Raw genomic sequence first — 23,607 nt, forward strand, 5'->3', positions numbered from 1 at the left:
ACCTTTAACTTTAATCATTAAGTTATTGGACACCATACAATATGGGTCGTTAGCTCAGTTGGTAGAGCAGTTGACTTTTAATCAATTGGTCGCGCGTTCGAGCCGCGCACGACCCACCATATTTTGAAACCCCGTCAAATCTCTGATTTGGCGGGGTTTTTTATTTCCCGGATAGTCACAGCGTCAAAAGCTATCTCGTCAATGCAGGCAACTCAAGCTCGTCTTTATCTCTTGTGTCGTTTATTTTAGGGTTATTGTATTTTTACCCTATCCATCTCGTGGATTATTTTATACTCTCTATTAACGAGAATTAATGATTAATGAGTATTTCATGTATATTCTGTAGCGGAATTTGTTTGAAATCGAACCGACCAAGTATTCTCGAACGAGAGGATTCGATATGCCGCAACGGCTTTTACAAAGAACACTGATTGTTGTTTTTTGCTTGTTGGGATGGAATGCTTCTGCCGCGGAAGTTCGTATCGGCGTACTCGCTCTTCGCGGTGAAGAAAAAGCCATGCTCGATTGGCAACCGCTTGCCGAAAAACTCAATCAGCAGATTCCCGAGCACCATTTCTCCATTCTTCCATTGGATTTTAAAGAAACCCGTTTACTGGTTCGCCAGCATAGGGTGGATTTTATTATTGCCAATCCCGCCTTCTATGTTGAATTGGAAAAAAACGACGGCATTACTCCAGTCGCAACCATGCGAACCAAAGGTGTCAACGGCAGCGAGTTAAAGCGTTACGGCGGTGTAATTTTTACGCGAGCCGATAGAGAGGATATACAAACACTCAGAGACCTCAAGGGACTGAATCTGGCGGCAGTGGATCCGGCGTCTTTCGGTGGCTGGCAGATCGGTTGGCGAGAACTGAAGAATCACGCGATAGATGTCGATCGTGATCTTGAGAGCGTCAAGTTTATCGGCACTCATGATGCCGTGGTGTATGCGGTTGCTCAAGGGAAGGCTGATGTCGGGATCGTACGGACCGGAACTCTGGAGAAGATGGCCGCCGAAGGCGGGATTTCGCTGAACGAATTTGTTGTTCTGGCGCCAAGGCATATTGCCGGTTTTCCTTATATGCTCAGTACGGACCTCTATCCCGAGTGGCCGATTGCTAAAGTTTCCGGAGTCAGTGAGGCTCTGGCGATTAAGGTCGCCGTCGCTTTAATGCAGATTTCATCGCAGGACCCGTCTTTTCAAAATTCCAATCTGGCAGGCTGGACCTTGCCTCTGAATTATCAGAGCGTGCACGATGCGCTGAAAGAATTGGAGGTCGGCCCTTACGCCTATTTGCGTGAGGTAAGCTGGCAGCAGGTTTTCGAGCACTACTGGTATTGGCTGGTCATCCTTACTCTGTCGATGATTTTGCTTCTGTCTATGGCTTTTTATGTATTGAGCATGAACCAGCGTCTTAAGAAACATCATGCGGAATTGCGCAATCTGAATGCCAGTCTGGAAAACCGGGTGGCCGAACGTACCGAAGAGATCGAAGGGCTTATGCTGCATGAACGGTTGCTGCGCGGAGTGGTGGAAACGGTTGCTGACGTTAATCAGATTATTATTACCTCCGATGCGGAGCAACAGATGCTCAAAGCAGCCTGCGACCGATTGATCGTTCATCCTGACTACCGTTTCGCCTGGGTTGGAAAATTAGAGGGCATTGCGGATGAGGCTCCTGTCGCAAGGCAGGATGGGCTGCAACAGGAATTACAAATTGTCGCCAGATCTTTCGGTTCGGCCGAACAGATGCGAGCGCTGCTCGATACAGATGAAGACAGTCTGGCGTTACGCAGTATCTCTGCAAATCAAAGTCTTCAGGAGCAATTGCCATCCGTTCTCTTGGGATGTCGCAGTGTGGTCGCACTGCCACTTCGCCAGGATGCATTCAATCTGCCGTTTGGTGTTCTGGTGGTTTTCAGCGAGCGTGAAGAAGGGTTTGATTATGAAGAGATGCGTATGCTGGAGCAGTTGGCGGGCGATCTGGGCTTTGCCGTACATGCCTTTGAGCAGCGTAATGAGCGTATTCGCCTGCAGCAGGATCGTATCAGTAATTACGAAGAAACCATTCTTTCAATGGTCGATTTGATCGAACAGCGCGACTCTTATACTGCCGGGCATACCCAGCGAGTAGCAGAGTATTCTGCTTTGATTGCGCGTCAGATGGAATTACCGGAAGAGAGCGTAGAGAGGCTATATCGGGCGGCGGTTTTACATGATGTAGGTAAAATTGTTATTCCGGACTCGGTACTGCTGAAGCCCGGTAAACTGACGCCGTTGGAATATAAGTTGATCCAGCAGCACGTTACCGCGGGCTATCAGACGCTTTCCAAAATTAAAATGTATCAGGATCTGGCGGAAATCATGCGCCACCACCATGAGTGGGTTGACGGAAGCGGTTACCCCCAAGGTCTTAAAGGCGAACAGATTCCTCTGGAAGGGCGCATTATGGCGGTTGCCGATTCGTTCGATGCCATGACGTCCTATCGAATCTATAAGCCGCGTAAATCGGTGGAAACCGCTTTGCTGGAGTTGAACGAGCTGGCCGGCCGCCATTACGACGAGGAGGTGGTTGCGGCCGCGCAAATAGTGCTGCGTAACGTGATTGTAGATGAAGAAGCCAAGCAGTTGCCGAAAACGGAAATTGAACAGCAACGCTTCGCGTATTTCTTCAACGACCAGTTGACCGGGGCTTATAACGAAAATTATCTGGAATTTATGCTGATTAACGGCCTGGACCCTCAATTCAAACATGCGAAGCTGGTCTGTCTGCACGGCTTTGCCGAACTGAACCAGCATGCCGGCTGGCTCAAGGGGAATGAGGTGCTGAAATCGGTTGCGGAGTATTTGATGGGGCTTGAGGACGAAGCCATTGTTTTCCGTGTTATGGGGGATGATTTCGTTATTCTAAGTCCTGCTGATCTGCATTTGGACACTGAAGAGCTGGTTGCCAATACCGCTATGCAAACGGTCGCTATTTCGGTGGATTTTGCCAGTCTCAGTGTGCACAAAGAGGAAGGCGTTCAGCAGCTTAAAAAATTGGCCGGATTGGGGTAGCTAAACTCCATCCGACCACTGACAAGGAAGGCGTCGTGCTTATTCCGGCGTGTTAAAAGCGCGGTCGCCGGCATCACCCAGACCGGGGTCGATAAATTTGTTTTCATCCAGGCGCTCGTCGATTTGGGCAATATATATGTCCAGTTCCGGATGACGTTCGCGAACGCGTTGAATGCCTTCCGGAGCCCCGATAATATTCAAAGAGATGACTTTTTTCGGACTGCGTTCGCGAATTACCGCGACGGCATCGTTTAGTGATCCGCCTGTGGCAACCATCGGATCCAGAAGAATCACGGTTTTGTCGGTACAGTCCGGGATTCTATCGTAGTAAAGTTTGGCTTCATGAGTTACTTCGTCTCGGCGCATCGCCATAAAACCGTTTGGCGCGTGCGGAAGTAAGGCGTAAAGCCCGTCGAGCATCGGAAGCCCGGCACGCATGATCGGTATGAGGACTATGTCTTGCTGGTTGATTCGCGGGTACTCGGATTCGCCGCGCCAGGTTTGGGTCTTTTTCGGCTGTAAATCGATCTCTTCCAGAGCACGGTAAATCAGGATCCGGCTCAGTTCTTCGATAATTTCCTTGAATGCAGATGCTTCCGTCCGAGTCGAGCGCAGTCGATTAACCAAGTCTTTGGCAAGAGGGTGGGTGAGTTCAACAAGCATGGCGTTACTCATAGTAAAAAGTGAATATTAGACCCGTATTCTAGCAAATACTTGGTGTATGAATAGTTTTCCGGAAAGGAAGGCGGTTGCAATGAGGCAGGGCATTACTCGACCGAATGGGCGGATTTGTCGTGCTGAAATATACCGGTAGACATTTCAACGATGTGCTTGCTTAGCGCAAGGAAGAATACAGCTGCCGGACGGCAGCTGTTGGTTTGCCTTGTTTACAAGGCGTTGCGGGCGATTTCTCGCAGCTTAGGCACTTCAAGATTGGCGTGGTCGGCAAAACTCAAAGCGCGTTTCAGTCGAGCCGGAGCGGAGCGTCCCATGCAACCGTGTTGCGGATCACCGTCAAATGCTTCCAGCATCCCTGCAATCAATCGTTCGACATCGTGGGTCTGTCCACTCAGATAGGATTGAACCTCCAGAACATCGTGCGCGACAGCCTGCATTACGTCGACGTGTTCGTTTTTAAGCTGTTCGACATTTCCGCCGACTTCCAGTCCTGCGATATTGGTGGTCAGAATATAAAGGTTCTTGCGTACCAGTTCATACAGCAGCTCCTCTTCACTGTCGACAATATAAGCCGGCAGATCGACTTTAGCCAGGGCGTCAAAAACCAGTTTGGCTTTCTCGCCGAAAATAGGTGAGGGCAGTACCACTTTTGAATCCATGCCTTTTTTCTTTTCGAACCAGACGGAAATAACCGTCGGCGTCGGCAGATCAGCGGCTTTCCAATCGCGTGGAAGCAGTTCGTTTTGCAGCAGAATCAGTTTGTTTTTCCAGCTGTCGGGAATTTCCGAAAGCACCTGATGGATGTCGGCTTCACCAACTGAAATTAACACGGCTTCCGGGTTTGGTATATCATTCGCTAGCTGGGTCATATTTTGATCACGATTGACACCTTGAACCGGGTAACCAAGACGGAGAAATCCACGAGCGAAAACGCTGCCCAGTTCGCCTAGCCCAACGACAACAATAGGGTTTTTCATACTGCTTCCTATAACCTTTTATTTGAGAAAATATTTTGGTGCAAGCATGCACTAAAACAGTTAATTAGAGTAAGTAATCTGTTTCTTTTTCGAGTAAAATGAGCGCATCATGCGCTTGGCCACTTACGGCTGAATCTGATTTAGCAAGGATATTAGCAATGAATCAACAAAAAGCAAAGTTTACTTGGCACTACTACATGATGGCGCTTGGTGCCCTCTTGGCAATGCTGGCGGCGACACTGGGCGCAGTTGGCGGGATAGTCTCCGGCCTTGCGATTGCGGTAATCAGTCACCCCAGACTTCAGTTTCAAGGGCTGGGACGCTTTGTCTTTTATGTCCTTTTTCTGGTTATTTACATCTTCGCATTTCCCGATCCGGAGGTGGTTCGGGAAATGATGGCGCAAACGAAATAATTGGGTTCTCGAAGCTTTATTAGCCACTTTTATCGTTTTTGGAACATTATTTGGTAGGGGACTCTCGAAACCGGCTGGTTTTACATTCCAGGCCGGGGAGTTATGCAGAGATCTTGCCTGCAAACCTTCTTGAAATTAATCAGACGGAGCTTGCTTGCAAGCGCCGAAAATGACTGGGCTCTTCAGAGTCTCTAAATGGTGGAGTTGAATGGTCGAAAAAAGTAAACAGAACCTTATGTCGACTGGACAGACAGAATTTTTTCGTGAAGTTCTGGAAGGGCTGACGACAGCGGTAATCTGGGTTAACGAAAGCGAAGAGATCGCCTTTATGAATGTTGCCGCCGGGGAGATTTTTCAACTCAGTCCGAACCGGGTGCTAGGCACCAGATGGCAGATGCTGATGCCTGATTTAATCGACTCCCTGAGTCTGGCGAACGAGAAAAAAATCACCATTCACGAATATGTTGTAGAACAGAGCGACCTGTTTAAGGTTCGTGTCAGTTGTACCATTTCGCCTTACGAACTGGGCGACGAAAAAGGCTGGCTGTTTGAACTTTACAACACCGAACGTCACCATCGAATCGTAGAAGAGGACGAACGTTGGCACCAGTACGAAGCGGGCAACCTGCTGATCAGAACGCTGGCGCACGAAGTAAAAAATCCTCTGGCCGGTATTCTCGGCGCAACTCAGCTTTTGCAACGACGCTATGAACCGGAAGACAAAGCGAATGACTTTCTGGAAATTATTTCCCGTGAAGTGCAGCGTCTTAAAAACCTTGTCGATCGGATGCTGGGGCCGAAACAGTCGGCGCATAAAGAGGCGCATAATATCCACGAGATTATCCGCTATGTGCTGCAGATTATCGAAGGGGAAAAGCCGGCAAATGTTTATATCAAACTGGACTATGACCCGTCGATTCCCGAAGTAACGGTTGATTTTGAAGCCATGGTGCAGGCCTTGCTGAATTTGATCAAGAACGCGATCCAGGCGATGGAACAGTTCGGCGGACTCTTGACGATCAAAACACGGGTCGAGCATAAGTTCACCCTTGGAACCCAGACCTATCCTCTGGTCGCCATGATCAGCATTACCGACGAAGGCGAAGGCATTCCTCCGGAAGTATTCGATTCGATTTTTTACCCGATGGTCAGTTCGAAAAAAGAGGGATCGGGTCTGGGATTGCCGGTGGCGCAGAATGTCCTGCGGCAGCATGAAGGTTTGATCGTAGCGGAAAGCGAGCCGGGTAAAACCACATTTAATGTTTATCTTCCACTGAAGCAGAAGGAACGCTAGAAAATGAGTGAGGAAATGGAAGTAATGCCAATTGTTTGGGTGGTGGATGATGACGCCTCTATCCGCTGGGTATTGGAAGCCGCTTTAGAGGACAAACCGTATATTGTTAAGGTGTTTGATTCTCCTCTGATGGCTCTTAAAAGCATAGAGGATTTTCCTCCCTCGGCAGTTCTTTCCGATGTTCGCATGCCGGACATGGATGGCTTGACCTTTATGGAAGCGATCCATGAGAAAGATAAGCAGATTCCGGTCATTATTATGACCGCTCACGCCGACTTGGATACGGCGGTGAAATCCTATCAGAGCGAAGCGTTTGAATATCTTCCGAAACCGTTCGATATAGATGAGGCGACTTCTCTGATCGAACGTGCCGTAAAACGCTATCTTTCCGGCGGCATGGTCAAGTCGCGACGCAGCAACAAGGCCAGTAAGCAACCGTTGAACATCATCGGTGGCGCACCGGCGATGCAGGAAGTTTTCCGTGTTTTGGGGCGCGTCTCCAAACTGGATGTAACCGTACTGATTAACGGGGAAACGGGGACGGGTAAAGAACTGGTGGCCAGAGCGCTGCATGAGTTGAGCCCGCGTTCCGAAGGTCCTTTTGTCGCCTTGAACACCGCGGCGATTCCGCGGGAACTGCTTGAATCGGAACTGTTCGGGCATGAGAAAGGTGCCTTTACCGGAGCACATTCGCAGCGCATCGGGCGTTTCGAACAGGCCGATGGCGGTACGCTGTTCCTGGATGAAATCGGGGATATGCCGGTTGACTTGCAGACGCGACTGCTGCGCGTTCTCAACGACGGCAGTTTCTATCGCGTCGGTGGCCGTAATCCGATTCACACCAACGTGCGAATTGTGGCCGCAACTCACCAGAATATGGAAAAACTGGTACGCGAAGGCCGCTTCCGTGAAGATTTGCTGTACCGCTTGAATATTATCCGCATCAAGGTGCCGGCCTTGCGTGAAAGACGTGAAGATATTCCGCTGCTGGCCCGTTATTACCTGGAGCAGGAAGCCAAGGCGCTTGGTCTGGAAGAGAAAACGCTCAGTAAAGAGGTCGAGAAATTTCTTTCTGCGCAGCAATGGCCGGGGAACGTCCGCCAACTGCGCAGCCTCTGTACCTGGTTGACGATTATGGCACCGGACAAGACGGTCTATATCGAAGATCTTCCGCTGGAACTTCAGGAACCGAGCGAAGATCTTTCCGGTGAGCTGGAAAACGATAACTGGGAAACACCTTTAAGACGCTGGGCGCAGCAGTTCTTGTCCACCGGGAAAGAAGGATTGCATACCTCGGCTGAGCCGAAATTCGAAACGGTGCTGATTCAGGAATCTCTCAAGGCGAGCGGTCAGCACAAACAGAAAGCGGCAGCGCTGCTTGGTTGGGGGCGCAATACCCTGACCCGCAAGATGCAGGCTTTGGGATTAGAAGATTAAGAGGGCTCAGGCCTGTGATACGGGAAATCTGGCAATACCTTACGACACCGGTTGCATTTTCTTATGTTCGCAACAAGGGGTTTCTGAAAGAAGCTATTGCCATGGCCGCCCGTGCCAGACGTTGTCGCAGACAGTGGGATAAACATTACCGTTATTGTGAACAAACGATTGTCAATGCCGCCAAGGATCTTGATCATCGGCACACGGTATTGATTATCGGAGCCGGTTCCCTGCGCGATGTTCCTTTAGACTATCTGGCGCGGCATTTTGAGCAGGTATTGCTGGTCGATTTGGTGTTTCTCAAAGCGGCCCGCAGGCAGGCTGCTGTGTATACTAATGTTCAACTCATCGAGCATGATGTCACCGAATCCCTGGAGGATATCTTTGACGGTGATCCGAGTATTCATAAGCCGTCACGCTGGCTGGACGACGAGCAGGTCGACCTGGTGGTTTCTTTAAACCTGATTACCCAGTTGCCACTGATTCCAGTGCGCCAGCTGATTGTTAACAACCGCATCTCGGAACATCAGGCGGATGAGATAGGCAGAAAGCTGATTCGTGCACATCTTGATTACCTGCAACGTTTTCCGGGTCGGGTTTGCCTGATTGCCGACCGAGAATCGGTTGAATATAACGTCTATGACGAAGAGACCGACCGCTTGGATACCTGGTGGGAAGTCGAAGCGCCGTCGGAGGAAGAAAGCTGGGATTGGGAATTGATCCCTTTTGGCGAAGGCCGAGCCAACAGACGGCAGATCAACCGTGTTGCCGTCTCCATTCTGTAAAACCGTGTCATCCAGTCTATTCATGTAACGCTTAAACTCGCCGCGTGATTCGGGATTCCGTCGTAGATGGTTTACCTCTTGATCTCTCTATAGTTTTGCGTATTTATTCGTAAAAAGCGATCCATTTCCGATGAACAGCGTGCTATCCTCAGGGCATTGCAGTTAATTATTACAGGTAGTCGACCTGTTAAAAATGCCTATTAGGGATGGTGTTATGCAAAGCCTGTCGAGAAACTCTCAATCCATTGCCGATCAATTATCAGTCAAGCAGTCAGAGCTGTACCATGCTTGCGATCTAAGCCGATTCCCCTTCGCGACGACAGCCGAACTTGAGCCGCTGGAAGAGCATTTAGGCCAGTCACGGGCGATGCAGGCGCTGAAGTTCGGCATCGGCATCAAACAAGAGGGTTATAACCTGTTTGTTCTCGGTTCAAGCGGGCTGGGCAAGCAGACGACGATTCGCGAACTGCTGAGCGAACAGGCCGAAGAGACGGCCGTGCCGAGCGACTGGTGTTATGTCAATAATTTTGAACAGGCGCATAAGCCATTGATTCTGTCTTTACCTAAGGGAATGGGGCGCCAGCTTCAGCAGGATATGCTACGTTTCATCGATGATTTGCTGATCGCCTTGCCGGCCGCATTTGAAAGTGATGAATATCACGCCGCACTGCAGACGATCAATGAAGAGTATTTGCGTCGCGAAGAGCAGAGTCTGGACGAAGCGGCCGCCAAGGCGGAAAAGAATAATATCATGATGATGCGTACACCGAGCGGCTGGAATCTCGGGCCCAAGCAGGGCGATAAGGTCATGTCGCCGGAGGAATTCTCGCAGCTTCCGGACGAAGAACAGCAGGCGGTCACTCAGGTTGTCGAAGAGGTCCGCGACGAGCTTAAGCGCATTCTGCGGCAGATTCCTAAATGGCAGAAAGAGAGTCGGGCCAAGGTAAAACAGCTTAACCGCGAAGTTTCGCAAGGCACAGTAAAACAGTATGCCGAAGACCTGAAGCAGAAATATCTTGAACTAGATTCGGTGATTCATTTTGTCGATAAAGTGACCGAAGACGTCATTGAAAATACCGATCTGTTCCGCAAGTATGCAGCGGAAATGAAAGATTCCAGTCAGACCGGAATCAACAAACTGCCGCCGGAGTTTAACGCTTATCAGGTCAATGTTCTGGTCGACCACACCGCTACTCAGGGGGCGCCGGTTGTATTCGAAGATCATCCCAGTTATCAGAATCTGATTGGCCGTATCGAACACATTGCCCATTTCGGCTCTCTGATTACCGATTTTTCGCTGATAAAACCGGGAGTGCTGCATCAGGCGAACGGCGGCTATCTGGTTTTGGATGTACGTAAAATTCTCAGTTCTCCTTATGCATGGGAGGGGTTGAAACGCGCGCTGTCGTCGCGTGAAATCAAAATCGAATCGCTTGAACAGTTAATGAGTCTGGCCAGCACAACGTCTCTGCAGCCGGAGCCGATTCCGCTGGATATCAAAGTGGTTCTGACCGGGAGCCGTCTTTTGTACTATCTATTGAAGCACTACGATCCCGAGTTCAGTCGTCTGTTTAAGGTCTCGGCGGATTTCTCGGAAGACATGATTCGCGATGACGATAACATTGAACTCTATGTCCGTCTTATTGCTGGAATTCAACAGCGAAACCATTTATTGCCTTTGGATCGGAATGCGGTGGAAAAAGTGATTGAACAGAGTTCACGTATGGCGCAGGACGCTTTCAGGATTTCGTTGCATATGGGAAATCTCAGCGATTTGTTGGTCGAGGCAGATCATTGGGCGCGTAAGCAGCGGCGCGAATCGATTGCCAAACAAGATGTCCGACAGGCGATCGAGATGCGATTGTTTATGATGGGGCAGATCAAGGAGCGCTTACAGGAAGCGGTTATCCGCGGTATTTATAAGATTGCGACCTCCGGAGAAGCCGTAGCCCAGGTCAATGGTTTGAGCGTGATGGAGTTGGACGGCTACGCTTTTGGTCGGCCTTCACGGATTACGGCAACAGCTCGTCTTGGCAGCGGAAAAGTGATTGATATTGAACGCGAAGTCGAACTGGGCGGAGCGATTCACTCCAAAGGCGTGATGATTCTCTCTTCCTATCTCGCTTCCCATTATGCACGAGAACGACCTCTGGCGCTGTCCGCGACCTTGGTTTTCGAACAGTCTTACGGTTCACTGGAAGGTGACAGTGCATCCGCAGCCGAACTGTGTACTTTGCTGTCGGCGATTGCTGAAGTGCCGCTTAAACAGAGTCTGGCAATTACCGGATCGGTGAATCAGCATGGTGAAATTCAGGCGATCGGTGGGGTCAACGAAAAGGTCGAAGGCTTTTTCGATATTTGTCGCGAGCGCGGTCTCAGCGGAGAGCAAGGAGTTATCATTCCGCACTCCAATATCCAGCATCTGATGCTTAAGGAGGAAATCGTTCAGGCAGTCGAGAAAGGTAAATTCCATTTGTATGCGGTATCGAAGATTGATGAAGCAATGACCTTATTGACCGGTGTTGAGATGGGAATGCGCGAGGACGATGGAAAATACCCGACCGGAACCCTGAATGCATTGATCGATAAAAAGCTGGTGCACTTCGCTGCACTTCAGCAGCAGTTTGCCAAAAGCGATCATGGAGAAAACCGATTGTCGAAGAGAAGAAGCAGTAAAGACAGCTGAAGGCCCGGGGCGTTTTTTAAAGTAATACGATGCCCTGAGCTACTCCGAGAACCAAGGCGTAGCGAACTGCTTTACCGGTAAAGACCAAAAGCAAAAAAAGAATAAATTTCAGGCGCATAATGCCAGCCAGCAAGGTTAGCGCATCGCCGAACAACGGTGCCCATGCCAGAAGCAGTGACCAGTAACCGTAGCGGTTAAACCATTTCTGTCCTCTGTTCAGCTGGGCTGGAGAGACTGGAAACCATTTTCGATCCTGCCAATGCAGCAGATAGCGACCAAGCAGGTAATTGATTGCCGAGCCAAGGGTGTTACCGATAGTTGCGATCAGCCAGAGAAGCCAGATTACGGATTGCGGTTCCTGTGCGAGAGTCAGCAGATAGACTTCCGAGCCGCCGGGCAGTAAGGTAGCCGACAGTAAAGCCAAGATAAAAAGGGTTAGATAGTCGAACAAGTTAAGAGAGAGGCAGGCATCAAGAAAGCGGCTTTGCTTTGACCTAGCATTTGAGAAAATTGATTGGGTGCTAAGTTGCGCAAAGCCGTATGGTCGATTTTAAAGCGCTTCGGCTCCGCTTTCACCGGTACGGATACGAACGGTCTGTTCGATATTGGTGACAAAGATTTTACCGTCACCGATTTTCCCGGTTTGCGCAGATTGGATGATGGCTTCAACCGCCGCTTCGACAACGTCTGCACTGATGGCGATTTCCAGTTTCAGTTTCGGCAGGAAGTCGACAACGTATTCCGCGCCACGGTACATCTCTGTGTGACCTTTCTGGCGGCCGTAACCTTTTACTTCGGTTACCGTCATACCGTGAATGTCGATATTATGAAGGGCATCACGAACATCATCTAATTTAAAAGGCTTGATAATAGCTGTAATCAGTTTCATTGTTTTCCTCAATTAACTTGGTCTTTGCGCGGATTTTTCTACTTGGTTTATTTTTGGTCTTATATGATCTTTACGCCAATGTATCTGGATAGTCTGCCAGATGTTGCCCCATTTGAATAGGGGTATTCGCAGGGATTTTTCCTAAATCGGGCATTTGATTTTCCGGAGTCATCAGAACAACGGTCGATCCCATATTAAAACGGCCGATTTCATCCCCTTTTGTATAATGCAAATCCTGATCCGAATAATCCCAATATTCGATGGTCGGGCGGTATTCCGGCGTAATTTTGCCCTGGAAAACGGTTTCCATCGAGCCGACAAAAATTGCGCCCACCATAACCAGGCAGAAAGGCCCTTGTTCGTTTTCGAAGCGCAGAACCAGACGTTCGTTACGTGCGAACAGGCCTTCGACGTTTCTGACCGTAGCCGGATTGACCGCAAAAAGATCGCCCGGAACATACGTCATGGAAATCAATTTGGCATCACATGGCATGTGAATGCGGTGGTAGTCCTTCGGCGACAGATAGATAACTGCCGCATCACCGTTATGAAACTGTTTGGCATATTCGATGTCGCCGCCAACCAAAGCTTCGACCGAATAGTAGTGGCATTTGGCCTGAAGGATTTTACCTTGTTCGATTTTGCATGACTGGCTGACCAGACCGTCAACCGGGGAACACCAGGAATTCGGAGTTTCATCGATTAAGCGGGCGTCTTTTTTCAATTCACGGGTGAAAAAAGCGTTGAAGTGCGGGTAGTCGTTCGGGTCGCTGCTGGCGGCCTCGTCGAGGTTGATTCCGTACAGTCGGGTCAACAGCCTGATAATGCCGTTCTTGATCCACTTCACCTCGACATGCATAAACCAGTGCATCAGGCTCGACAGCAGGTGCTGCGGAATAAGATATTGAGGAGTGACTTTAAAAAAGTCGAGTAACTTGGTCATAGTGTCGTCCCGCCTTGAGAGGGCTGTAAAATCATCATTTAAGCAGAGACCGGCAGATAAAAAAATCCACCTAAAATCCCTTTGTTTATTTCTCTAAGATGTGGATTTTAAGGTATAATCCGCGCAATTCATAGAAGACACAAAATTTTTAAGAAACCGGGAAAGGAAATCAGCAATGTCCGAAGTTAAAAAAGTCGTTTTAGCCTACTCTGGCGGCCTTGATACCTCAATTATCGCTAAGTGGTTGCAAGAAGAGTATAACTGCGAAGTCGTTACATTCACTGCCGATATCGGTCAGGGTGAAGAGATTGAGCCGGCTCGAGCTAAAGCGCAGGCGATGGGCATTAAAGAGATCTATATTGAAGATCTGCGTGAAGAGTTTGCGCGTGATTTCGTTTTCCCGATGATGCGTGCGAATGCGATCTACGAAGGTGAGTACCGTCTTGGAACTTCAATCGCGCGTCCGCTTATCTCCAAGCGTCTGGTTGAAATCGCGCAGGAAACCGGTGCGGACGCGATCTCCCACGGCGCGACCGGTAAAGGGAACGATCAAGTCCGTTTCGAACTTAATGCTTACTCGCTGATGCCGGACGTTAAAGTTATCGCTCCTTGGCGTGAGTGGGATCTGATGTCTCGTGAAAAACTGATGGCGTATGCCGAAGAACACGGAATTTCCATCGAGAAGAAAAAAGGTAAAAAATCGCCTTACTCCATGGACGCCAACCTGCTGCACATCTCTTATGAAGGCGGCATTATCGAAGATCCTGCGAATGAGCCGGAAGAAGATATGTGGCTGTGGACCGTTTCTCCGGAAAATGCACCGGATCAGCCGACCTATCTGGACATCTCTTATGAGAAAGGCGATATCGTGGCGATTAACGGTGAAGCCATGTCTCCTGCAACGGTTATGGAATACCTGAACAAAGTTGGTGGCGAAAACGGTATTGGCCGTGACGATATCGTCGAAAACCGTTTTGTCGGTATGAAGGCGCGTGGTTGTTACGAAACGCCAGCAGGAACCATTATGTTGAAAGCGCACCGCGCAATGGAATCACTGACGCTTGACCGTAACGCAGCGCACTTGAAAGACGAGTTGATGCCGAAATACGCTGAAATGATCTATAACGGATTCTGGTTCGCGCCGGAGCGTGAAATGCTACAGGCGTTGATCGATAAGTCTCAGGAAAATGTTTCCGGTACGGTACGCGTTAAATTGTACAAAGGGAACGTGGTTGTAGTTGGTCGTACTTCGGACAACAGTTTGTTTGATGAAGCGATCGCGACCTTTGAAGAGGACGGTGGTGCCTACAACCATAAAGACGCAGAAGGCTTTATCAAACTGAATGCTCTGCGTCTGCGTACTGCGGCGAAAAAACGCGGAAAATAAAACACGTTCTTAATTAACAGAACGCAGTTGAAAGAAAGGCGCGGGTTGTCACCCGCGCCTTTTTTGTTTCAGGTGCGTTCGGCATCGATTGATGCCTGGTTATTATGTGACAATGAAAATGACGGCACTTCCGGTATATTGGACGTTCTATCTTATAGTCGCTCGTGCCTTGTCTGCACTTTAAAAAGGGAAATCATGCAAACGAAATACAAAAAAGAGTTGAGTCGTTACCTGCTGATCCTTATTGGCGGGATGATTCTGGCTAGCGGGGTGAGCCTGCTATTGGTTCCGAATGAGATTACCTCCGGAGGGACTCCGGGGATGGCGATTCTGATCAACTATTTCACAGGCTTTTCCGTCGGAATGATTATGTTAGCGATTAATATTCCTCTGATTCTGATCAGCATGAAGTTTATTGGACGGGGTTATGCGTTTCGAACCGTCTTTGCGGTTCTTGTTATCGCGCTCTCCACGGATATTTTATTGGAGTTTTTCAAGCTTCCCGCCTTGACGCATGAACCTTTACTTGCGGCAGTATTTGGCGGAATGTTTATCGGTCTGGGGGTAGGGCTCATTCTGCATTCCAGTGCCTCTCCGGGCGGCCCGTCAATCATTGTCGGCATCATTGCTCGCAAAACGCATTGGAAAGAGGGGAATATGGTTGTCCTTGTCGATGCTTTGATCGTCTTTTCGGCAGGCTTTGTTTTCCCAGAACTCGACAGCATGCTCTGGAGTTTATTGGGTGTCTACGTCAGTGGGCGAGGCATCAACCTTATTCTCTCCGGACGTCCATCCAAGAAAGTCGTGCATATCTCTTCGGACAATGCCGAAACCATTAAGACGCAGTTGATACATAAATTAGGACACGAAGGCGGCATGATTCTAGAGGGTGAAATGCTGCACACCGGCAACGAGCGACGACTGCTGATGCTCATTATTGATAATAATAAAGTACAGAGCGTCCGCCAGATCGTTAAGGAATTCGATCCTTCGGGTGTCGTGGTGGTGATGGAGGCGTCGGAGTAATTACAAATAGAAAAGATATGCATGACGGCAAGTAATAATCGGGGTTAGAGTTAAATTAAAGTTTTACCTTTTGCTCTTTTGAGCTGGAAGGGAAAAGATGTAGGTGGCGATCGACAAGTCGCAAAAATACGTTTCCGCTAATGTGCGTGTAAAGCTGTATAAAGGTAATGTTATTGTTGTCGGCCGGTACTTCTAAATACAGTCTGACTAAGCGACTGTAACTTCGAAGAATGGAAAAGGGCATGAAGGTTTAACTTTTATGCCCTTTTTTATTAAAAATACTTTTTAAGAGTGCAAAATAACAGCATTAACTAATAGGTATTGCAATGCTATCTTCAATCCAGTTCAATAGAATGCACCCAGGAAATAACGCTTTGTACTAAATGTTAGGTTCCATTATCGTCGCTGTGGGGCTTTAACTAATTAAAAGCGACGCCATAGAGGTGTGTGAAGATGGGTAAAATAGTTAATGAGATAACAGCTGCTAATTCTGAATATGTCGCAAGCTTTGGCGAAAAAGGAAACCTGCCCATGCCGCCCGGGAGGCAGTTTGCGATTTTAACTTGTATGGATGCTCGCTTAGATCCGGCAAAATATGCAGGTCTTGCTGAAGGAGATGCCCATGTGATTAGAAATGCGGGTGGCAGGGCAAGCGATGATGCCATCCGTTCTTTAGTGATTTCTTACAAATTGTTAGGGACAAAAGAGTGGTTTGTTATTCATCATACCGATTGCGGTATGGAAACATTCACCAACGAAATAATGGGGGATTTATTATCTGGCAGTCTGAAAACGGCAAGTGTAGACGAAACTGGCTGGCATGATAGTAATGCCGGTGGAGGAACGGCAGATGGGAAGTATATCAACTGGCTGACTATCAAAGACAATGCAAAAAGTGTTGTTGAAGATGTGCAACGAATCCGCAATAACTCAATGGTGCCATCCGATATACCAATTTACGGCTATATCTACAATTGCAAAACTGGTGAATTAGTTGAAATACCTGAGGCAACAGAAGCAGGCAGGGTAAATTAAAACCATACAATCTTACCAACCTGGACTGCCCTGAACAGCTTCGTCATATGGTTGGGGCAGCCGGTTATGTGTTATGTAATAATTGAGGTCAGAGTTAAATTAATGAGTATTACCTGACTCTGCCCATTGATAAATATAAGTTTCCCTCTCGTTCAAAAAAGCAAAAGGGAAACTATTTAGCCGAAAGACACGCTGCCACGATTAAAAATTATTAATCGGCCTTTTTTAGCTCTTCTCGAATTCTTCTCTTCGCTGTTCACAGGCCTTTTCCAGTAGCTCAAACTGTTTGTTGCAGCGGCGGCAGTTGTGGCACAAGGTCAGGTGAGTTATCAGCCAGGATTGTTCTTTAAAGGTCAGTTTTCGGTCTTGTTTTTGCGACATCAGTTCGGTGGCGTGTTTACAGGAGCTCATCTTTTTCATTGTCTATTCTCCTCAGCGGTAAACCAGTTTTGTTCCAGGCAGGCGCGCAGTCTTAGCCGTGCGCGGTGCAGAATGGTCCAGCAGTTGTGTTCGCTAATGTGCAGAGATTCGCAGATTTGTGCGGTTTCAAATCCCATAAACTCGCGTAGCGTAAATACGCGTGATGTCTGCTCCGGCAGGTGAAAGACGCAGATATCAAAAACCTGCCAAAAATGTTCGTTTTCCAAAGTCTGATAAGGGCTGCTCCAGTTCGAAGGCGCATGTTCGTTGTGCCAGTGTTCGTCTTTTTGAAACCAGCCGTCGGTATCGGGCAGCTTTGATTCGTTATATTCGAAAGTCCGGATTTTTGAGTGATGACGATAGAGGTCAATCAATTTGTGTCGCAAAATGCCAAATACCCAGGTTTCCAGAGACGACTTGCCGGCAAACTTTTCCAATTGTTTCCAAGCGCTAATTAAACATTCCTGAACTGCGTCTTCGGCATCTGCTTCGAATTTCAGATGCAATTTCGCAAAGGCAATCAGCCTGGGACGTAGAGGATCTATGCGTTGTTCGAATTCTGTTTGGCTGCAATTTTGACATGGTTCCGCTGGCATTGATTATTTAGCCTTCCTTGTATTGACTCTTATCGGTTTGCCGCGCCTCCTTGAATCCAACGATGAATCCAATAGTCGGCACTGACATAACGACCGCCGCCGGTAAACAGCAAGCTTAATAGCATTATGAAGTAGGTAGCGGCAAATTCAATCCCGTTATTGAGAATAACAATCTGTCCATTACTGGTCAGCCATTCAAAATTACCGTGCGTTTGCAGGATTTGCTGGCTCATCGCCAGCTGCTGCTGTGCATCGAATACCTGTTGATTAGCGAGCCAACTTGAAGCATCTGAAATAGCCAGCCAGCCGTTAGGCCAGTGTACAGTGACAGCGGCAACGATCATGGTGATCATTAAGGGGATCGAGAACCAGCGCACTGCCAAGCCGACAATCAAAGCGATACCGCCAAGAAATTCCGAGCCGCCGGCGAGTAGGGTCATCAGTTCGGGAAAGGGCAGTCCGAGCCCCCATTCAGGGTTACCAAACCAGGCGGAGGTGTCCGAAAAGTTAGCCAGTTTATTCCAGCCAGCCTGCATAAAGATCGGGGCAAGATAGAGGCGCAGTAATAGTGGCGCCAAGCCGTCAAAATGCATTAATCCTGAAAGAGCCGTCTGATAGAGGTTGGCAGATTTTATGATAAGCGTGTTCATGATCTTTCTCCTTTGAATTGAGGAGAGAAAGGAAGACCTGAGCATAGAATCTAGATCATCGTATGCCCAGGACGGTTAGACAAAGTAATGAGTTTATTTACCGGCCCCGCATTTAGATGGTTCTTGAGCAGGTTTAGCAGCCCCACATTTAGAAGGTTCTGGAGCGGGTTGAACGGCTCCGCACTTTGTTGCCTCTTTCTGTTGACCGCCACACTTGGCTGTACCGCATTTGCCTTCCGATGTTTCGGTCTGTGCAATTACTGTAAAGCCGTTCTGAATAGTGGCAAAAGGATTATCTGCAGCAGCGCTGGCATTCATCGATACCGACAAAAGCATTGCGGAAAGAATCGAGTAAAAAAATGTTTTGGTTTTCATGATAGCGACCTCTGATTTATAAAAAGCTGAACTTAAATAACTGGGCGATTAAAGCCCGGGTTTTGAGTTGTTCACTACTTAGTCGCAGTTGATTTGAATTCCTTACACTCTTTTATGAAAAAAATTACCAGAGTTTTCCTGTATCGCAGTCTCTCCAACGTCCAGTGGCGTGATCTTTTGTAGCGCATTTTTCCAGAGAGCCGTCTGGATTATAGTAATAAATTTTTTCACTAACACCGTTAAACCAAATAGTCTCGATTCGTTTACCGGAAACCTTATAATCAACGCTGTGCCCCACTTTTTGCCCTTGGCTATATTGGTCAACCGAAGTTAAAAAAGGCCCATTTACTGCCGGCATCCAAGTGTAGGTTTCAAAAATGCCGTCAAGTTTGCCGTTTTTCCAGTTTTTTCGTTTGGCAAAATAGAAGCTGTTTGAATGCTTTGTCCATTGAAGTTCGGTGCCATCTTTTTTTCCGTGAAGATAGGGGGTTTCAGAAATGATATGGCTGCCGGCACCTGAATAATAGCAACACTGGGTATAGGTGTTACCACCCGTTACGCCGTTTGTATAGGCCGGCCAGCAACGCTTGTTTTGGGTGTTGAATTTAGGACAGGACGCATAGTACGGTTCGCTGTTATCGGATGGGGACGGGTTTGAGCCGGCTGAATAGTCTGGAGCGGGGATAGACTCTAAAAAATCAAAGTTGCTTAACTCTCCGGTACGGGTGTCGCTATGTTGCCAGCGAGTGTTGTTTTGTTGCTGGGATTCCAGTCGCTTGATATCGGCTGCCAGCTGAGGAAGCAGCGTCTGTTTAGCATGTTGCTTTGATAAATTGGACAGCTCGATAGTCTGTCTGACCGAGGTTCGGATATATTGCTCAAGAAACGCTCGAGAGGTGTGGATATTGAACTGGGGATTGGAAAGAAGGTTTGTGGTGATATTTCGTTTGACCTGATCAATGGTGACAAACTGCACATCGTTCATAAAGATGGAGGTAGGCAACCAGAGAATATTGGGATCATTAACCATCTGGTTAAGTTCGTTGTACCACTGTTTCTTTTCAGCCAGACTCTCTGCTTTTGCAGTCTGTAAGGTAAAAGAAATGAGCAGGAAGCTCATCACGATAATACTGATTTTTTTCATTCTCGTCCTCCGGGTTTTCTGAAAAAGCTTGAGAGTCATGGCTTACCTAGTATGATTTTCATAAATTGAATTTTCAACAGGGTCTAAAGTATTTTTTTAAATACGAATAAAACAGAAAAAATTTTCTATTCAACTTTACCTAGTCATCATTTCAGGGGTTACGGCATCTGTTCGAGCACAGGGTATGCCTTTACAGGTTTTTTAGCTGCGTTGTATGATGCTGTAAATTTTTTGCAGTTTTTTCGCTGTAACCCTATCCTCCACTTAGACTTGCCGGGATGTCTCGTATGACCGATAAATTTCACTACCTGTTTATTTTCTTTGTGCTGCTGCAGGTTCCTTTGCAGGCATTAGCGGATAATTTAACCAGCAAGCATCCACAAACGATAGCGGATCCTGTGGTCAGAGATTCTTTGCAGGAAAACCGGCACGCATTCGATGAAATACAGGAGTTTGCGCTGCAAAACTGCCTGAACCAGTGCCAAAGGCGCCATCAGAATGTTGCAATGGGGGTGGAGGCAATAATGGCTGAGTGCCATCGTCAATGTGAAAAAGAACAGGCCTTGCAGCTGATCCAGTCAAACGACCTTGACGATAAAAGCCGCGGCATTCGCCAATTCTGCCTGCTTGCAGAAAAATCTGATGTCCCTGAATTGCTAAGTTTACTTAAAGAAGATCTTAATCAAAGGACTGGGATCTGGGCGGAAATTATTCCGACTCTTGGCCAGCTAAAAGATGTAAGAGCGATTCCACTGCTTACGGATTTGCTGCAACTCGCTGATGAAGATTGGCTTGGCAGGGAAATGGCTGCGCGGGCACTAGGGGAGATCGGTGATTCCCGAGCGGTACCGGTTCTTATTCAGGCTGCCTGGAGAGCCGAAACTCGTGACGAAGCTATAGCCGCTTTGGCGCAGGTGGTTGATGTCCGGGCAGCTCCTGTACTGGTTTCAGCAATTCAACCGGGCGAAGAACAGCAAACTCAAAAAAATGCCGCAAATGGGCTTGTCCGTCTCGGTTCCGCTGCGATTGCCGATATAACGCAAGAATTGAATAACTACTCGCGTGAAAACCTGCAAACTCAAAAGCGAGTACAGCTCTGCCAAATTTTAGGTGCCATGCACAATGCACCGGCTGACAGCGCTATTCGAAAATTAGCCAAGGATTTAGATCCAGCTGTTCGCCAGTGTGCGCAGAAGATATTGCAAGACAAAACGGAATAGAGTTCTTTATATTTCCCCTGCATTGAGTAATAAATGAATCGACGGGGCAGAACGTATTCATCGGTTCATAAAAAGAAGCGCTAAATTTTCTGTCCAGTCACTTTTTCCGTAAAATACACCTCAGTTATCCTTATGAAATCTCTATCCTATAATTATGTCTAATCTCAAAAATAAAATTCCTGCTCCTGCATTCAGTCAAATCGCTAAAGATCCTGCCCAGTTCTTAGGCTATGGTCTCGGTTCCGGGTTAATTACCCCGGCACCGGGTACCTGGGGAACCTTGGCCGGGCTGATTCTATTTCTGCCGATTTTATTGTGGTCGGAAACCGCGGCCTGGATTGTTCTCTTAATCGGGTTGTTTGCCGGCAGCTGGATTTGTCAGAAATCGGCCGATGCGATCGGTGTGCATGATCACGGCGGGATTGTCTGGGATGAGTTTGTCGGTATCTGGATTGTGATGATTCTGTTGCCGGAACAAAGCTGGTTTGCATGGCTGGCGGCGTTTATCGCCTTTCGTTTTTTCGATATTGTGAAGCCTTGGCCGATCAAGTGGCTGGATACGCATTTGGAAGGTGGTTTCGGCATTATGGTCGATGATGTTATTGCCGCAGTCTTTGCCGCTGTGTCAATCTGGCTGCTATACGCGCTTGTCTGGTAAAACTGACAAGGCAAAGGATTTCAGTGTTTACTGAAATAAGGGCGGTTTAATTGGTCGTGTCGGTCAAAATGAGAAGTGAGCGATTTTGATAGTGATTGATCGACTTTTCGTTTTTGGGCGTGTTTCGCGATAAAATTTATTTATCAAAATGGATTTGTTGATATTGAGATTATCGAATAATTCTGTATTATTACCTGCAAATTAAAAAATAAACAGTAGTTTGGAGATAGATGTCATGTTTATCGCATGTGAAGAAGCGAAACAATTAGTCAAAAACAAAAATGCCCAACTTGTTGATGTTCGTACTCCTGAAGAGTACGAGGCAAGCAAAATTCCTGAAGCAACCAATCTTCCTTTGCAGGAATTGGATCGACTGGCGGCGCAGCTGGATAAATCTCGTCCGGTAGTCGTTTTCTGTCGTTCAGGTCAGCGTTCGCAAATGGCGATGCAGATGCTTCTGTCTATGGGCTTTGCAGAAGTATATAATCTAGGGCCTTATATGGCTTGGCATCAATGCCCGGACGCTTAATTAAGCCGTCTTGTTGAATAAAAAGCGCTGTATAAGGCGCTTTTTTTATAGCTGAAAAAAATACACAACTGGAGATTGTTATGAGATTGGCCTTGCACTGGCAAATTCTGATCGCCTTGGTACTGGCGGTGGTAATGGGAACCTGGAGCGGTGAAGAAGGGACCATTCTGGGGGTGCACTGGTTGGCTGTGTATACCTTTATCGGAACGCTTTTCCTGAATGCGTTGAAAATGATTGTTGTCCCGCTGGTGGTTTCCGCGATCATTACCGGCGTTTCGGGCATCGGCGCAGACGGCGGTTTCGGCCGTTTGGGGCTTAAAACAATCTCTTATTATCTGTTTACCAGTTTAATCGCGGTCATCATCGGTCTGACGATGGTGAATATTATTCAGCCCGGTGTCAGCGATCAACCTCCGCCGCAGCTTGAGGCACAAGAACATATCAGCGAAGTAATCGAAGGGCGTTCGGCCGGTGATGCCGTCGACGTATTCCTGCGCATGATTCCGACCAATGTGGTGGAAGCTGCCGCTGAAGGGCAGATGTTGGGACTGATCTTCTTCAGTTTGTTATTCGGTTTTTTTATGACTCAGATCAAAGGCGCTGCTCAGGAAACGCTTAAGAATTTCTGGCAAGGGGTCTTCGATGTCATGATGCTGATGACGGCACTGATTATGAAGTTCGCGCCAATCGGGGTATTCGGTTTGGTTGCCGCCTCGGTCGCCAAAAACGGTTTTGCACAGTTCGATAATCTGGCACTGTTCTTTGTGACGGTTGTCTCCGCGCTGCTGATCCATTTCGCGATTGTCATGCCGATGATACTGCGTTTTATCGGCGGCGTGAAAAATCCGTGGCTGCATTATCAGGCGATGCTTCCGGCACTTTTGACCGCTTTTTCCACCAGTTCATCGTCGTCGACTCTTCCGGTGACGATGAACTCTCTGGAGCACCGGGCCGGGGTTTCCAACCGAGTCACCAGTTTTGTCCTTCCTTTGGGGGCGACGATCAATATGGATGGTACGGCTCTGTATGAGTGTGTCGCGGCGATCTTTATTGCTCAACTGTTTGGTGTGTCGTTGGATTTAAGTACACAGGTATTGATCGTATTTATCGCTCTAACGACTTCCATTGGCGTGGCGGGAATCCCGTCAGCGAGTCTGGTGGCGATTTCGATTATTCTGGTCGCGGTCGGCTTACCTGCAGAGGCGATAGGGCTGCTTATGGTGGTTGATCGTCTTTTGGATATGATGCGTACCACGGTTAACGTCTTCAGCGATTCGGTCGGAGCCGCCGTCATTGCCAAATCCGAAGGCGAAAAACATGTTCTGGTCAGTAAAATCTTTTAAGAGCGGATTGTCCAAAACGGTTCTGCTTAACCCGGCCTGAAAGCCGGGTTTTTTATTGCCGGTG

General features: G+C 48.0%; 24 protein-coding genes and 1 tRNA gene. 15 read left to right on the forward strand and 10 right to left on the reverse strand.

Features of this window, described 5'->3' with window-relative positions; genetic code table 11:
* Positions 1–43: 43 nt before the first annotated feature.
* A tRNA-Lys gene (locus J3999_RS07285) sits at positions 44–119 on the forward strand.
* 281 nt (positions 120–400) lie between these two features.
* The gene (locus J3999_RS07290; protein ID WP_208127255.1) at positions 401–3,058 is read left to right on the forward strand and encodes an HD domain-containing phosphohydrolase; all 2,658 of its coding nucleotides are present in this window, start codon (positions 401–403) and stop codon (positions 3,056–3,058) included.
* A gap of 39 nt (positions 3,059–3,097) precedes the next feature.
* On the opposite strand, the gene upp is transcribed toward J3999_RS07290, so the two are convergent.
* Both upp and J3999_RS07300 read right to left on the reverse strand, forming a co-directional pair.
* Entirely contained in the window at positions 3,098–3,721 is a 624-nt protein-coding gene (gene upp, locus J3999_RS07295) for a uracil phosphoribosyltransferase (RefSeq protein WP_208127256.1), read from the reverse strand.
* A gap of 224 nt (positions 3,722–3,945) precedes the next feature.
* Positions 3,946–4,713 carry a hypothetical protein gene (locus J3999_RS07300; protein ID WP_208127257.1) on the reverse strand — a complete coding sequence of 256 codons (768 nt, stop codon included), beginning with the start codon at positions 4,711–4,713 and terminating at the stop codon, positions 3,946–3,948.
* Positions 4,714–4,871: 158 nt separating this feature from the next.
* Between J3999_RS07300 and J3999_RS07305 the strand changes: the two genes are divergently transcribed.
* The 5 genes from J3999_RS07305 (at position 4,872) to J3999_RS07325 (ending at position 11,328) form a co-directional block, all read left to right on the forward strand.
* Entirely contained in the window at positions 4,872–5,126 is a 255-nt protein-coding gene (locus J3999_RS07305) for a hypothetical protein (RefSeq protein WP_208127258.1), read from the forward strand.
* Between the two features lie 208 nt (positions 5,127–5,334).
* A complete protein-coding gene (gene glnL / locus J3999_RS07310) occupies positions 5,335–6,420 on the forward strand; it encodes a nitrogen regulation protein NR(II) (RefSeq protein WP_243755366.1) in 1,086 nt (361 codons plus the stop codon).
* 3 nt (positions 6,421–6,423) lie between these two features.
* Positions 6,424–7,857 carry a nitrogen regulation protein NR(I) gene (gene ntrC, locus J3999_RS07315; RefSeq protein WP_208127259.1) on the forward strand — a complete coding sequence of 478 codons (1,434 nt, stop codon included), beginning with the start codon at positions 6,424–6,426 and terminating at the stop codon, positions 7,855–7,857.
* 14 nt (positions 7,858–7,871) lie between these two features.
* Positions 7,872–8,642 (forward strand): class I SAM-dependent methyltransferase, encoded by a 771-nt coding sequence (locus tag J3999_RS07320; RefSeq protein WP_208127260.1) that lies wholly within the window; start codon positions 7,872–7,874, stop codon positions 8,640–8,642.
* 214 nt (positions 8,643–8,856) lie between these two features.
* Entirely contained in the window at positions 8,857–11,328 is a 2,472-nt protein-coding gene (locus J3999_RS07325; protein ID WP_208127261.1) for a Lon protease family protein, read from the forward strand.
* A gap of 16 nt (positions 11,329–11,344) precedes the next feature.
* Here J3999_RS07325 and J3999_RS07330 read toward each other — a convergent pair whose 3' ends face one another.
* The 3 genes from J3999_RS07330 to asd all read right to left on the reverse strand — a co-directional run bounded on the left by J3999_RS07330 (position 11,345) and on the right by asd (position 13,160).
* Positions 11,345–11,779, reverse strand: a complete 435-nt coding sequence (locus tag J3999_RS07330; protein WP_208127262.1) for a YqaA family protein — start codon at positions 11,777–11,779, stop codon at positions 11,345–11,347.
* Positions 11,780–11,878: 99 nt separating this feature from the next.
* Positions 11,879–12,217, reverse strand: a complete 339-nt coding sequence (locus tag J3999_RS07335) for a P-II family nitrogen regulator (protein WP_208127263.1) — start codon at positions 12,215–12,217, stop codon at positions 11,879–11,881.
* Positions 12,218–12,287: 70 nt separating this feature from the next.
* On the reverse strand, positions 12,288–13,160 hold the full coding sequence (gene asd / locus J3999_RS07340) for an archaetidylserine decarboxylase (protein WP_208127264.1): 873 nt from the start codon (positions 13,158–13,160) through the stop codon (positions 12,288–12,290).
* Positions 13,161–13,335: 175 nt separating this feature from the next.
* On the opposite strand from asd, the gene J3999_RS07345 reads away from it, so the two are divergent.
* The 4 genes from J3999_RS07345 to J3999_RS07360 all read left to right on the forward strand — a co-directional run bounded on the left by J3999_RS07345 (position 13,336) and on the right by J3999_RS07360 (position 16,608).
* Positions 13,336–14,547, forward strand: a complete 1,212-nt coding sequence (locus tag J3999_RS07345; RefSeq protein ID WP_208127265.1) for an argininosuccinate synthase — start codon at positions 13,336–13,338, stop codon at positions 14,545–14,547.
* A 195-nt stretch (positions 14,548–14,742) separates the two neighbouring features.
* On the forward strand, positions 14,743–15,573 hold the full coding sequence (locus J3999_RS07350) for a YitT family protein (protein WP_208127266.1): 831 nt from the start codon (positions 14,743–14,745) through the stop codon (positions 15,571–15,573).
* A 142-nt stretch (positions 15,574–15,715) separates the two neighbouring features.
* Positions 15,716–15,769: a hypothetical protein gene (locus J3999_RS11880; protein ID WP_371811872.1), complete on the forward strand. Its 54-nt coding sequence runs from the start codon at positions 15,716–15,718 to the stop codon at positions 15,767–15,769.
* 257 nt (positions 15,770–16,026) lie between these two features.
* Positions 16,027–16,608, forward strand: coding sequence for a carbonic anhydrase (locus tag J3999_RS07360; protein WP_208127267.1), 582 nt, complete (start codon positions 16,027–16,029; stop codon positions 16,606–16,608).
* 225 nt (positions 16,609–16,833) lie between these two features.
* On the opposite strand, the gene J3999_RS07365 is transcribed toward J3999_RS07360, so the two are convergent.
* The 5 genes from J3999_RS07365 to J3999_RS07385 form a co-directional block, all read right to left on the reverse strand.
* A complete protein-coding gene (locus tag J3999_RS07365; RefSeq protein ID WP_243755367.1) occupies positions 16,834–17,028 on the reverse strand; it encodes a zf-HC2 domain-containing protein in 195 nt (64 codons plus the stop codon).
* Positions 17,025–17,624, reverse strand: coding sequence for a sigma-70 family RNA polymerase sigma factor (locus tag J3999_RS07370; RefSeq protein WP_208127268.1), 600 nt, complete (start codon positions 17,622–17,624; stop codon positions 17,025–17,027). The genes J3999_RS07365 and J3999_RS07370 overlap by 4 nt, the downstream gene beginning before the upstream one ends.
* A gap of 29 nt (positions 17,625–17,653) precedes the next feature.
* The gene (locus tag J3999_RS07375; RefSeq protein WP_371811870.1) at positions 17,654–18,274 is read right to left on the reverse strand and encodes a DoxX family protein; all 621 of its coding nucleotides are present in this window, start codon (positions 18,272–18,274) and stop codon (positions 17,654–17,656) included.
* 93 nt (positions 18,275–18,367) lie between these two features.
* Positions 18,368–18,649 carry a low-complexity protein gene (locus J3999_RS07380; protein ID WP_208127269.1) on the reverse strand — a complete coding sequence of 94 codons (282 nt, stop codon included), beginning with the start codon at positions 18,647–18,649 and terminating at the stop codon, positions 18,368–18,370.
* A 124-nt stretch (positions 18,650–18,773) separates the two neighbouring features.
* Positions 18,774–19,793, reverse strand: coding sequence for a hypothetical protein (locus tag J3999_RS07385; protein WP_208127270.1), 1,020 nt, complete (start codon positions 19,791–19,793; stop codon positions 18,774–18,776).
* 287 nt (positions 19,794–20,080) lie between these two features.
* On the opposite strand from J3999_RS07385, the gene J3999_RS07390 reads away from it, so the two are divergent.
* The 4 genes from J3999_RS07390 (at position 20,081) to J3999_RS07405 (ending at position 23,543) form a co-directional block, all read left to right on the forward strand.
* Positions 20,081–21,013: a HEAT repeat domain-containing protein gene (locus J3999_RS07390; protein ID WP_208127271.1), complete on the forward strand. Its 933-nt coding sequence runs from the start codon at positions 20,081–20,083 to the stop codon at positions 21,011–21,013.
* A gap of 154 nt (positions 21,014–21,167) precedes the next feature.
* The gene (locus J3999_RS07395; RefSeq protein WP_208127272.1) at positions 21,168–21,671 is read left to right on the forward strand and encodes a phosphatidylglycerophosphatase A; all 504 of its coding nucleotides are present in this window, start codon (positions 21,168–21,170) and stop codon (positions 21,669–21,671) included.
* A gap of 235 nt (positions 21,672–21,906) precedes the next feature.
* Entirely contained in the window at positions 21,907–22,200 is a 294-nt protein-coding gene (locus tag J3999_RS07400; protein ID WP_173285278.1) for a rhodanese-like domain-containing protein, read from the forward strand.
* An 80-nt stretch (positions 22,201–22,280) separates the two neighbouring features.
* Positions 22,281–23,543 carry a dicarboxylate/amino acid:cation symporter gene (locus tag J3999_RS07405; RefSeq protein ID WP_208127273.1) on the forward strand — a complete coding sequence of 421 codons (1,263 nt, stop codon included), beginning with the start codon at positions 22,281–22,283 and terminating at the stop codon, positions 23,541–23,543.
* The last annotated feature ends 64 nt before the right edge of the window (positions 23,544–23,607 follow it).

Source organism: Thiomicrorhabdus sp. 6S3-12 (assembly GCF_017571475.1).
In the GTDB taxonomy this organism is placed as follows: domain Bacteria; phylum Pseudomonadota; class Gammaproteobacteria; order Thiomicrospirales; family Thiomicrospiraceae; genus Thiomicrorhabdus.